Annotated in this window: 9 protein-coding genes and 1 other annotated feature; of the genes, 8 read left to right on the forward strand and 1 reads right to left on the reverse strand. The window is 45.1% G+C overall.

Going from position 1 to position 12,356, the window contains the following annotated elements; genetic code table 11:
* Positions 1–8 precede the first annotated feature (8 nt).
* From BMX69_RS21815 to BMX69_RS21840, 6 genes are all read left to right on the forward strand, one after another.
* Positions 9–710, forward strand: a complete 702-nt coding sequence (locus BMX69_RS21815; RefSeq protein WP_054791889.1) for an RluA family pseudouridine synthase — start codon at positions 9–11, stop codon at positions 708–710.
* A 100-nt stretch (positions 711–810) separates the two neighbouring features.
* Positions 811–1,914, forward strand: coding sequence for an AI-2E family transporter (locus BMX69_RS21820; RefSeq protein WP_100043919.1), 1,104 nt, complete (start codon positions 811–813; stop codon positions 1,912–1,914).
* A 92-nt stretch (positions 1,915–2,006) separates the two neighbouring features.
* Positions 2,007–2,215, forward strand: a binding site (T-box leader).
* Between the two features lie 53 nt (positions 2,216–2,268).
* Positions 2,269–3,702 (forward strand): proline--tRNA ligase, encoded by a 1,434-nt coding sequence (proS, locus tag BMX69_RS21825; protein WP_100043507.1) that lies wholly within the window; start codon positions 2,269–2,271, stop codon positions 3,700–3,702.
* A gap of 38 nt (positions 3,703–3,740) precedes the next feature.
* A complete protein-coding gene (locus BMX69_RS21830) occupies positions 3,741–4,958 on the forward strand; it encodes a CCA tRNA nucleotidyltransferase (protein ID WP_100043920.1) in 1,218 nt (405 codons plus the stop codon).
* Between the two features lie 93 nt (positions 4,959–5,051).
* On the forward strand, positions 5,052–6,032 hold the full coding sequence (locus tag BMX69_RS21835) for a protein kinase family protein (RefSeq protein ID WP_100043508.1): 981 nt from the start codon (positions 5,052–5,054) through the stop codon (positions 6,030–6,032).
* A gap of 115 nt (positions 6,033–6,147) precedes the next feature.
* Positions 6,148–7,884, forward strand: coding sequence for a phospho-sugar mutase (locus tag BMX69_RS21840; protein ID WP_054791890.1), 1,737 nt, complete (start codon positions 6,148–6,150; stop codon positions 7,882–7,884).
* Between the two features lie 69 nt (positions 7,885–7,953).
* On the opposite strand, the gene BMX69_RS21845 is transcribed toward BMX69_RS21840, so the two are convergent.
* Positions 7,954–8,841: a putative ABC transporter permease gene (locus BMX69_RS21845; RefSeq protein ID WP_100043509.1), complete on the reverse strand. Its 888-nt coding sequence runs from the start codon at positions 8,839–8,841 to the stop codon at positions 7,954–7,956.
* 177 nt (positions 8,842–9,018) lie between these two features.
* On the opposite strand from BMX69_RS21845, the gene BMX69_RS21850 reads away from it, so the two are divergent.
* Together BMX69_RS21850 and mreB are read left to right on the forward strand one after the other, a co-directional pair.
* Positions 9,019–10,575 carry an ABC-F family ATP-binding cassette domain-containing protein gene (locus BMX69_RS21850; protein ID WP_100043510.1) on the forward strand — a complete coding sequence of 519 codons (1,557 nt, stop codon included), beginning with the start codon at positions 9,019–9,021 and terminating at the stop codon, positions 10,573–10,575.
* Between the two features lie 698 nt (positions 10,576–11,273).
* The gene (mreB, locus tag BMX69_RS21855) at positions 11,274–12,284 is read left to right on the forward strand and encodes a rod shape-determining protein (RefSeq protein ID WP_100043511.1); all 1,011 of its coding nucleotides are present in this window, start codon (positions 11,274–11,276) and stop codon (positions 12,282–12,284) included.
* Positions 12,285–12,356: the final 72 nt, after the last annotated feature.

A 12,356-nucleotide genomic window follows, 5' to 3' on the forward strand; every position in this document is an offset into this window, starting at 1 on the left:
ACATAGACATGGATCTTAACATACTGTACGAAGATGAAGAGATACTGGTGGTAGAAAAACCAGTGGGAATAGAATCCCAGACTGCAAGGTCCTTTGAACCGGATATGGTCAGTGAGGTGAAGAAACATATCAACACGTTATCCCCAAAGCAAGGGGAGCCTTATGTGGGAGTTATCCACAGGCTGGATAAGCCGGTTGGAGGCGTCATGGTGTATGCAAAGACCAAAGGAGCTGCAGAGTCCTTAAGCAGTCAGGTTTCTAAGCATCAAATGGAGAAAATTTATTATGCTGTGGTTTGTGGAAAACCTGTGGAAAACTTTGGAGCTTACGTGGATTATTTGTGGAAGGACGGAAAAACCAATTGTTCTAAAATTGTGGATAAGGGGATAAAAGGTGCAAAACTCGCAGAGCTCCATTATCAGGTTGTGGAAAACAAGAACATCGGGAGCGAAGAGTGCTGTCTCACAAAGGTCACATTAAAAACCGGCCGCCATCATCAGATCCGGGTACAGATGGCGGGCCACGGCACACCCCTGTGGGGCGACCGGAAGTATAATCCCAAGGTTCAAAAGAATACTGCCGCCGGTAACGTGGCATTATTTGCTTACAGCTTATCATTTTTCCATCCAGTCACAAAGAAAAGGCTGAGCTTTTCAGTGAAACCAAAGGGAGAAGTCTTTGAGATGTTTTCATTATCGGGAATTGCATAAAGAAGGAATTTTTTACTAATCAGATTTCGCATATTTTCTTACCAGACGGCTCATAATAATGATTGTACAAAAGAAGTACAAATCAGAAACAGGTGAGTCCATGGTGAAACCGAGCAGGAAACTGAAGAAAACATTATTAATATTGGGAGTTACAGGGGCAGTGTATCTGTGTTTTCGATATCTGCTGCCCCTTGTGATTCCCTTTTTGATTGCTTATGTATTTGCCCTTTCCCTACGGCCCTCTGCCCTTTGGGTTGAGAAAAAGACCCGCTTCATTGTAAAGGGGAAGGTGATTTCCATTCCCCTGGCGGTTATTGGCGGAGTAGAGATCATACTTCTTATGATCGCTTTTGGGATCCTTCTTTACGTGGGTGGAAGAAAGCTGCTTTTGGAAGCCAAGCTTTTGCTTCAAAGTCTTCCTGCAATCCTGGAAGGCGTGGATCACTGGCTCATGGATAACTGTTCCTTTGCAGAGCGTTTTTTAAAGCTGCCTGACGGATATGCGGTAGAAATAGTAAGGGATATCATAACAGGAGGGCAGACTGCCATTAAAAGCAGGATCATGCCTTTTCTCATGGTGAACTCCATGACCATTATGAAATGGATCGTTCAGGCAACCGTTATTATCATCATACTGCTTATTGCCACGGTCCTGTCCCTTCAGGAAATGGATGAGATCCGGGAAAGACGGGACAATTCCATATTCCGCTTTGAATATGCCATGCTGGGAAGACGGCTTACAACGGTGGGAAGTGCCTGGTTAAAGACCCAGGGAGCTATCATGCTGTTTACCATGGTGGTTTGTTCGTCAGGACTGTTTTTGCTGGGAAATCCCTACTTTATATTATTCGGGATCGGGATCGGGCTATTGGATGCGCTTCCAATTTTCGGGACAGGGACGGTGCTCATTCCCTGGGCCCTGTTTTCCATGATCAATAAAAACTGGAAGTACGGAATCGGACTGATCATCATTTATGTGATCTGCTATTTCCTAAGAGAGATCATGGAAGCAAAAATCATGGGAGGACAAGTTGGCCTTACGCCTTTGGAAACCCTTGCTTCCATGTACGTGGGACTTCAGCTCTTCGGGCTTTTGGGATTTATTCTTGGCCCTATCGGTTTATTGATTGTGGAAGATATTGTGGAGGTGTATGAGTGCTGGTGCTGTCATGATGGAAAGGAAAGATTGGATCCGGAGGAATGAATAAAATACTTTGGCAGACAAGTCCGGACCCACTTGACAAACATTTGCAAATAACGTAAAATCAACCATACAATCTTTTATTATAATGTAGTAATAAGACGTTGAAGAGGACCAGTAGGTGATGATGTATCCCAGAGAGAAGGCCGTTTGCTGGAAAGCCTTTATACCTCTCATAACCCAACCTACCTCGGAGTCCCGCAGCAAACTGCGGCGCAGTTCCTGCGTTAACGGATAAAAAAGTGAGTCATGGCATTGTTCATGGCTAAATTGGGTGGCACCGCCGAGCTGTTCGGTCCCTTTTTAGGGAACGGATGGCTCTTTTTATTTTTATGAGGATAGGAAAGGAGAATTGTTATGGCAAAGGAAAAGAAATTAGTAGAGGCGATTACATCCATGGAGGTGGATTTTGCGCAGTGGTATACGGATGTTGTAAAGAAAGCAGAATTAATCGACTATTCCAGCGTAAAAGGCTGTATGGCTATTAAGCCGGCGGGTTACGCCATTTGGGAAAACATCCAAAGTGAGCTTGACAGAAGGTTTAAGGAAGTAGGGGTTGAAAATGTCTACATGCCTATGTTTATTCCGGAGAGTCTTCTTCAAAAGGAAAAAGATCATGTAGAGGGCTTCGCTCCTGAGGTCGCCTGGGTAACCCATGGAGGCTTAGAACCATTACAGGAAAGGCTTTGTGTCAGACCTACTTCTGAAACCCTGTTCTGTGATTTTTATTCCAGAGAGATCCAGTCCTATCGGGACTTACCAAAGCTTTATAACCAGTGGTGTTCCGTGGTACGCTGGGAAAAGACTACCAGACCGTTTTTACGTTCCAGAGAATTCTTATGGCAGGAAGGTCACACCGCTCATGCAACAGCGGAGGAGGCTGAGGAGAGGACAGAGCAGATGCTTCATCTATATGCAGATTTCTGTGAAGAAGTTCTTGCAATGCCTGTGATCAGGGGCCAGAAGACCGACAAGGAGAAATTTGCAGGTGCAGAAGCAACCTATACCATTGAGGCTTTGATGCATGACGGCAAAGCCCTTCAGTCGGGAACCAGCCATAACTTTGGAAGCGGCTTTGCAAAGGCCTTCGATATCCAGTATTCTGATAAGGAAAATAAACTCCAGTATGTTCATCAGACCTCATGGGGCATGACTACCAGGATGATAGGTGCCATCATCATGGTTCATGGCGATGACAGCGGTCTTGTGCTTCCGCCCAGAATTGCTCCGGTCCAGGTGATCATCGTTCCGGTTCAGCAGCAGAAGGAAGGCGTTCTTGATAAGGCATATGAGTTAAAAGAAGTTCTTTCTAATTATAAAGTAAAAGTTGACGATTCCGATAAGAGCCCGGGCTGGAAATTCAGCGAATCAGAGATGCGTGGTATTCCGATTCGTGTAGAAATCGGTCCAAGAGATATTTCAGAGAACCAGGCGGTCTTGGTACGCCGTGATACCCATGAGAAGATTACCGTATCCTTAGATGAGATAAATAATAAGGTAGGAGAGCTTCTGGAGACAATCCAAAAGGATATGCTGGAACGCGCCAGAATTCACCGGGATGTTCATACCTATGAGGCAACGGATATGGAAACCTTTGTTAAAACTGTGGAGGAAAAACCGGGCTTTGTAAAGGCTATGTGGTGCGGCTCCCAGGAATGCGAGGATAAGATCAAGGAGATTACAGGAGCAACATCCCGCTGTATGCCATTTAAGCAGGAAACGCTTGCCGATACCTGTGTATGCTGCGGAAAGCCTGCAGGTAAGATGGTTTACTGGGGCAGAGCGTATTAAAAACGGCAGGGTAGGAAAATCAGGAGGTAAAAAAAGTGATAAAGATTCAGGTTCCGGAGGCGGCGAGGAAGATCATCGAACAACTGAATACCAGCGGCTTTGAAGCCTATGTGGTGGGAGGCTGCGTGAGAGACAGCCTGTTAGGCCGGTCGCCGGAAGACTGGGACATCACAACCTCAGCAAAGCCGGAACAGGTAAAGGAAATTTTTAATAGAACGGTTGATACGGGAATCCAGCACGGTACTGTTACGGTACTTATTGACCATGAAGGTTATGAAGTGACCACATACCGCATAGACGGAGAGTATGAGGATGGACGCCACCCAAAATCCGTGGAATTTACGGGAAACCTGCTGGAGGATTTGAAACGCCGGGATTTTACCATCAATGCCATGGCATACAGCGACCGTGAGGGGTTAGTGGATGCATTTGACGGAGTAAAGGATTTGGAGGGCCGGGTCATCCGCTGCGTGGGAAACCCTCTTGACAGGTTTAACGAAGATGCCTTAAGGATCCTTAGGGCCATCCGTTTTTCTGCCCAGCTGGGTTTTGACATGGAAGCTAAGACAAGGGCGGCAATTTCTGTTATAGCCCCCAACATGGCTAAGGTCAGCAAGGAACGGATCCAGGTGGAGCTTACAAAGCTCCTCCTTTCCGATCATCCAGGAAGGCTTATGGATGTATATGAAAACGGGATCGGCCCTTATATCTCAGAGCATTTTGAAGATGCGGGAAAGAAGCTTTTTGAAGCAGAGAGGCTTACCGAACTGCCACCTGAAAAGCACATGCGCTGGACCGGTTTTTTAAGGCTTGAGGAACCTGAGGATGCGGTAAGGATCCTTAAGGAACTGAAGCTTGATAATGATACCATCTATCAGACAAAGACCCTGGTCAGTCTGTGGAAAACGGAGATCCCGGCTCATAAGCCGGCTATCCGGCAGGTTATGAGCACCCTTTCCCCGGAGCTTTTTAAGGACCTGCTGTACTTTCAGAAGGTATTCTGCCATACATCCTATGAAACAAGGTTAAAAATAGTGGAGCAGTATTCAGAGGAAATCTTAAAGGATGGGGAGTGTATCCGCCTGAAGGACATGGCCGTTACCGGCAGGGAATTGATCAATGCAGGCATGAAGCCGGGGCCTGGGATGGGAATGGTGCTTAACCGTTTGTTCCAGCTGGTACTTGAAAAGCCGGAATGCAATAACAGGGAATATTTGATGAAATCAGCAGAACAATTTATTAAGGAACAAGGCTAAGGCACGTATAACTTTCTACCGTATTTTGCATATTTTTTTCCACCTCTTCATACCCTAGAAGTAGCTGATAAGCTAAGAGTTGGAGGGGTGGTTGTGAACGAGAAATACACAGAGGTGCTTTCGCAGTATGAGCTTGAAATTCTGGATGTGAAACGCGGCCGGGGCGCCTGGCTGTGTGAGTCGAATCAGGGGCTTAAACTGCTTCGGGAATATAAAGGAACCTTAAAGCGCCTGGAATTTGAAGATCAGGTATTTTCACAGATGAAAGAATCCTGCCGCTTGAAAGTGGACCGTTACGTCAGGAATAAAGATGGTGAACTCCTCTCCAGTGCCGAGGATGGATCCCGGTGGATTGTAAAAGACTGGTATGCGGATCGGGAATGCAATTTGAAGGATAGCAAAGAGGTATTATGTGCCATCGAACAAATTGCTTCTTTACATAAAGTGCTGCGGCGGATTGATTTTAAAGAGGAATGGAATTTAGGGTCCATTTTGGTACAGCAGCCGGCTGAGGAAATGGAACGCCATAACAGGGAGCTGGTACGCGCCCGCACGTTCATCCGGAATAAACGAAAAAAGTCTGAGTTTGAATTATGTGTCATGGGTAATTATGATATATTTTTCGAACAGGCCATGGAAGCCTGTAAGGGGATGGCAGGCTTTTATGAAACCCGGAGGGACAGTGAGGAGTATTTGTGTCATGGGGACTTAAACCAGCACCACGTCCTGATGTGCTTTCATGATGTGGCTATCGTGGAATTCAATCGCATGCATAAGGGCATGCAGATGGAGGACTTATATCATTTCATGCGGAAAGCCATGGAAAAGCATGACTGGAATTTGAAGCTTGGTATGGCCATGCTGGAAACTTATACTAAGGTTCTCCCTCTTTCGGATGCAGACAGGATATGCTTATACTATTTATTTTTATATCCTGAAAAATACTGGAAGCAGATTAACTTTTATTATAATGCCAATAAAGCCTGGATTCCCGCACGGAATATTGAAAAGCTAAAGGATTTAGAGATTCAGCAGCCCCTGCGGAATCTTTTCCTGTCAAGAATTCAAAATTGAATGAAACTTCCCTTGATTCAGCTTGGATACAAAATAATGGAAATACACTTTTCTTTTACCATGTTATGATTTATAATATCCATAACAGTGAAGGAGGGAAAGGAGTATTTTGCTTATGAACGATTACAGGAGTATATATAAGGAATGGCTTTTAAATCCATATTTTGACGAGGCGACAAAGGAAGAACTCCGGGGGATCGGTGACGATGAAAATGAGATTAAAGAGCGGTTCTATCAGGATTTGGAATTTGGCACCGCCGGCTTAAGAGGTATTATCGGCGCTGGAATCAACCGGATGAATATCTATGTAGTAAGAAAAGCGACCCAGGGTCTTGCTAATTATATAATAAGCCAGGGCGGCGCCGAAAAGGGTGTGGCCATTGCATATGACTCCAGGCACATGTCTCCGGAGTTTGCAGAGGAAGCTGCACTTACGCTGGCAGCCAATGGGATCAAAGCCTATAAATTCGAATCATTGCGTCCAACACCGGAGCTTTCTTTTGCTGTAAGGGAGTTAGGCTGTATTGCTGGTATCAACATTACGGCCAGCCACAACCCACCGGAATATAATGGATACAAGGTATACTGGGAGGATGGCGCCCAGTTTACTCCTCCTCATGACAAAGGGGTGACTGCAGAAGTCCTGAATATCACGGATATATCAACGGTTAAGACGACGACTGTGGAAGCTGCAAAGGAATCAGGTAAATATGAAATCATCGGAGCTGATCTGGATGATAAATATATTGCTCACGTAAAGGCTCAGGTAGTAAACCAGGATGCCATTGACCAGATGCAGAATGATATTAAAATTGTCTATTCTCCTCTTCATGGTACAGGCAATCTTCCAGCAAGAAGAGCGTTAAAGGAAATCGGCTTTACCCATGTGTATGTAGTTCCTGAACAGGAGCTGCCAGATGGTGACTTCCCCACGGTCAGCTACCCCAATCCGGAGGCAGAGGAAGCCTTTTTACTGGGCCTTGCCCTTGCAAAGGAAAAGGATGCGGATCTGGTTCTGGCAACCGATCCGGATGCTGACCGTCTTGGGGTGTATGTAAAGGATGAGAAATCCGGCGGGTACATCCCCTTGACCGGCAACATGTCCGGTTCTCTTCTGTGTGAGTATGTACTTAGCCAGAAGAAGGAAAGAGGAGCGATCCCAGCAGATGGACAGGTAGTCAAATCCATTGTTACCACCAATCTGGTGGATGCGGTAGCGAAGGCTTACAGCTGTGAGCTTATTGAGGTTTTAACCGGTTTTAAATACATCGGCCAGCAGATTTTAAAGGAAGAAGCTACCGGATACGGAACCTACATGTTTGGCCTGGAGGAAAGTTATGGTTGTCTGATCGGAACCTATGCCCGTGATAAAGATGCCATTTCCGCTACGGTCGCTTTGTGTGAGGCTGCAGCCTATTATAAGACAAAGGGCATGACCCTGTGGGATGCCATGATTGCCATGTATGAAAAATACGGCTATTATAAAGATGCGGTGAAGGCCATCGGCTTAAAAGGCATTGAGGGTCAGGAAAAGATCCGGGCGATCATGGAGACCATGCGCAGGGAAACGCCAACAGAAGTTGGCGGATATCACGTTCTTTCTGCCAGGGATTATAAGCTTGATACCGTTAAGGATATGAATACCGGAGAAACCAGACCAACCGGACTACCCCAGTCGGATGTACTTTATTACGATCTGACAGAGGATGCATGGCTATGTGTAAGGCCTTCGGGAACGGAACCCAAGATTAAATTTTACTATGGCGTTAAGGGTGATTCTATGGCGGATGCGGATGAGCGGTCTGCAAAGCTTGGAGAGGCTGTTATGGCTATGGTAGATAAGATGATGTAGGATTTTGACAGAATAAAGACGGAGCCTGGCTAAAAGCCAGACTCCGTCTTTATTCTTATGTTTTTTTTATTATGACTTTTTATATTTTTTGGAATATTCTTTTAATTCCCTTAAGGCCTCACCGAACAGCCGGGATGAAGCGGTAGGGTTCCGGCGAAGGATTCCCTTTCGATAAGAGGTCAGTCGTCCGGTCAATTTCTCTTTGGTTTCCGTTAGTGACTGAAGGCGTTCCATTAAGGCGGATTCTTTTAATGCACTGGCAGTTTCGGCCTTTAAAGAGGAAATCTTTCCCATGGTTTCTCCCTTTAAACTGGCAGCCTTCATAATAGTCTCGGTTTTTATGTCGGATACCTTTTGGGCGGTTTCCGCCTTTAACAAGGCCATCTGCACCTGCACCTCATCCAGCTCGGACTTTAGCTTTGTCATGGTTTCCAGGATGCGGCCAAGGTCTAAGGCTTCCTTGGTGGAGCGTATGGCATCAGTGACAAAAAGGAGGTCAACCATAATCACAAGGATGATGCACGCTGTCCCGTTTAAGCGAAGGACCAGCCATTCTAAGGGACGGTGAATAACTTCCGTCAGCAAAAGAGTAAGAAATCCCCAGGCGATGGAGTTGGTAAGACAGACATAACCGTTTAAATTAAAGGGATTGCTGCTGTAATCCCAATATTTCATCTTAAACAGGCGCTCCATGACATATCCGGTCATGTATTCCAGAGCGGAAGCACCCAGCATACCAAAGAGAAACACCAGGAATAAGTTGCCCTGGACAGGAATGGACAGCCACAGCATGATAATAGCCCCGCTTCCGTAGAGAGGAAGAAGGGGAAGTCTGAGAAAACCGCGGTTTACAAAATGAAGGCTTCTTACGGAAACATAAGTGGATTCGATGATCCAGCCAATAAAGCAATAGATGAAGAAAAACAGCAGCCATTGATACCAAGTATATAAATACATAAACTTAACCCTTCCATGGAAAATTCTTTTGGGTTTATCATAAACGTTTTTGACTTTTTTTGCAACCTTTGCTTGCCTTAATTGCTTCTGTCATGTAGAATTATGATGTTTCGTATTTAGAATAGTGAAAAGCCGGCGAAAAGCCAAAGTAAACCGTAATAATAAAGGAGTTTTTCAATGAGCATATTAAACGTAGAACATCTGACCCATGGATTCGGGGACCGTGCCATCTTTCAGGATGTATCCTTCCGTCTTTTAAAGGGAGAGCATATCGGCCTGATCGGAGCCAACGGGGAAGGTAAATCCACATTTATGAATATAATAACCGGAACATTACAGCCGGATGAAGGTAAGGTTGAGTGGGCGAAACGGGTCCGCGTGGGTTATCTGGACCAGCATACGGTGCTGGATAAGGGGATGACCATCCGGGATGTATTAAAAGGCGCTTTTGCGTTCCTGTTTCAGATGGAAGAACAGATGAATGAGATCTGTGACAAAATGGGAGAGGCAGATGAGGAAACCATGGCCTCCATGATGGAGGAACTTGGAACCATTCAGGACCTTCTCATGGCCCATGACTTTTATATTATTGATTCAAAGGTGGAGGAAGTGGCCAGGGCCTTGGGATTAAGCGACATGGGCCTGGATAAGGACGTGACGGAATTAAGCGGAGGCCAGAGGACTAAAATCCTTTTAGGAAAGCTTTTACTTGAGAAGCCGGATATCCTTCTCCTTGATGAGCCTACGAATTATCTGGACGTACAGCATATTGAATGGCTGAAGCGGTATCTCCAGGAGTATGAAAATGCATTTATCCTCATATCCCATGATATCCCATTCTTAAACAGCGTGGTAAACATCATCTATCATATGGAGAACCAAAGCCTGGATCGTTATGTGGGCGACTATGAAAAGTTTCAGGAAGTATATGCGGTGAAGCGGGCGCAATTAGAGGCGGCTTATAAGCGGCAGCAGCAGGAGATTGCGGAGCTGGAGGATTTTGTAGCCCGTAATAAGGCCCGGGTGTCCACCAGGAACATGGCCATGTCCAGACAAAAAAAGCTGGATAAGATGGATGTCATTGAGCTTTCAAGAGTTAAGCCAAAGCCGGAGTTTCATTTTATGGAAGCCCGCACAGCCGGAAAATATATCATTGAGACTACGGATATGGTCATAGGTTATGAGGAGCCTTTGTCAAGCCCCTTAAATCTTTCCATGGAGCGCGGGGAAAAGGTGGTGCTGGTAGGTGCAAACGGTATTGGAAAGACCACCCTGTTAAAGAGCATCCTGGGGCTTATACCGTCCTTAGGTGGAAGTGTGGAGCTTGGAGATTACCTTTCCATTGGATACTTTGAACAGGAGATGACTCCTGGCAATACCACCACCTGCATCGAAGAGATCTGGAAAGAGTTTCCTTCCTATACCCAGTACCAGGTCCGGTCGGCTCTTGCCAAATGCGGTCTGACTACTAAGCACATTGAGAGTCAGGTGCGGGTGCTGAGCGGCGGAGAGCAGGCAAAGGTAAGGTTATGCAAGCTCATTAACCGGGAAACCAATGTACTTCTTTTGGATGAGCCTACCAACCATCTGGATGTGGAGGCAAAGGAAGAACTTAAGAGAGCTTTAAAGGAGTATAAGGGAAGTATTCTCCTGATATGCCATGAACCGGAATTCTACGATGGAATTGCCACCAGAATACTGGACTGCAGGGAATGGGCGCTTAAATTATCTTAATATTATCTTAATTAAGAAAAAGTTGGGCTAGATGGCACATATTATTATTTGGATTGAATGATAAGAATGACAGTAAGAGAGGATACTGGATGGTGTCCTCTTTTGACTTTTTAGCAAGTTTATCAGTTCTTGAAAGTGATAAAATCTAAAATTTCAGAATTTTGACAGATATAGATGCGCTTGGGCCTCGCAGAGTGCTTCTTGGCTCAGATGAGTTAAAAAGAACCTAACCAAAAAGAATCTAACCAAAAAAAATCTACCAAAAAGAATCTAACCAAAAAGAATCTAACCAAAAAAACTAACCAAAATAAATCTAACCAGAATAAATCGAAATGTTGGAACATAATTGGAATAAAAAAAACGCTTCCAGTAAGAAGCGGGTAATGAATTCTTTAGGGGGGCCGGACGGCTCTCGCCGTCCGGTATGAGTATGAAAAAGCTTTGTGATTTCAAGTAAGTTACTTGAAACAAAAGGCCCGTTATCCTTTCAGATAACGTAATACTATTATACGTAGAAAATGTGACTAAAATGTGTACCATATATTAAAAAAAAATAAACATAATAAAAATTAAAAAAAACCTTTAAAATCCTAGGGTTATTGTATATAATAAGATAGAAACTGTGACTTCATTTACGAATTAGGCATAATTTTGAAGATAAAAGTAACCCTGGGAACAGGATTCAGCGAACAGGAGGAATCATAATGATGATGTCCAATGATATTGGAATTGATTTAGGTACAGCAAGCATACTGGTCTATATCAAGGGAAAGGGAGTTGTATTAAAAGAACCTTCCGTTGTAGCCATTGACCGTGATACTAATAAAATCAAAGCAATTGGAGAGGAAGCCAGACTGATGATCGGAAGAACGCCAGGCAACATTGTGGCAGTAAGGCCTCTTCGTCAAGGCGTTATTTCTGATTATACCGTAACAGAAAAGATGCTTAAATATTTTATCAACAAGGCGGTTGGTAAAAGAACGCTGAGAAAACCAAGAATCAGTGTGTGCATTCCAAGCGGAGCCACTGAGGTGGAGAAAAAAGCGGTAGAGGATGCCACCTATCAGGCAGGAGCCAGAGAGGTAGCAATCATAGAGGAGCCGGTTGCAGCAGCGATTGGTGCTGGAATCGACATTGCAAAGGCCTGCGGCAATATGATCGTTGATATAGGAGGGGGAACCTCTGATATTGCAGTTATTTCTCTTGGAGGTACGGTAGTTAGCACCTCCATAAAGGTAGCAGGAGATGATTTTGATGAAGCCCTTGTCCGTTACATGCGTAAGAAACATAACCTTTTGATCGGTGAGAGAACGGCTGAGGAAATCAAAATCAACATCGGTGCAGCATACAGAAGGCCGGAGGTCTTAACCATGGAGGTTCGCGGGCGTAACCTTGTTACCGGTCTGCCAAAGACCATTGTGGTAACTTCGGACGAGACTCTGGATGCCTTAAAAGAACCGGCCATGCAGATCGTAGACGCGGTACACAACGTGTTGGAGCGTACTCCACCGGAACTGGCAGCCGATATTTTTGACAGGGGAATCGTGCTTACCGGAGGCGGCTCTCTCTTAAGCGGTCTGGATGCCTTAATTGAGGAGAAGACCGGAATCACAACGATGATAGCAGAGGACCCGCTCACTGCTGTAGCCATTGGAACAGGAAAATTTATTGAATTCATGCATGGCGGAGATAATAAAACAGAATTTTAACCAGAAGACAGGCTGATAGAAATATCGGTCCTGCCTATGGTTGACAGGACTGCTTTAGAACGACCCTGGCGG

Source organism: Lacrimispora sphenoides JCM 1415 (genome assembly GCF_900105615.1).
GTDB lineage: Bacteria > Bacillota > Clostridia > Lachnospirales > Lachnospiraceae > Lacrimispora > Lacrimispora sphenoides.

Coding starts and splice junctions, on each gene's coding strand:
- BMX69_RS21845 (WP_100043509.1), bottom strand. CDS start 8,841: ATGTATTTATATACTTGGTATCAATGGCTGCTGTTTTTCTTCATCTAT.
- BMX69_RS21815 (WP_054791889.1), top strand. CDS start 9: ATGGATCTTAACATACTGTACGAAGATGAAGAGATACTGGTGGTAGAA.
- BMX69_RS21850 (WP_100043510.1), top strand. CDS start 9,019: ATGAGCATATTAAACGTAGAACATCTGACCCATGGATTCGGGGACCGT.
- BMX69_RS21840 (WP_054791890.1), top strand. CDS start 6,148: ATGAACGATTACAGGAGTATATATAAGGAATGGCTTTTAAATCCATAT.
- proS (WP_100043507.1), top strand. CDS start 2,269: ATGGCAAAGGAAAAGAAATTAGTAGAGGCGATTACATCCATGGAGGTG.
- BMX69_RS21820 (WP_100043919.1), top strand. CDS start 811: ATGGTGAAACCGAGCAGGAAACTGAAGAAAACATTATTAATATTGGGA.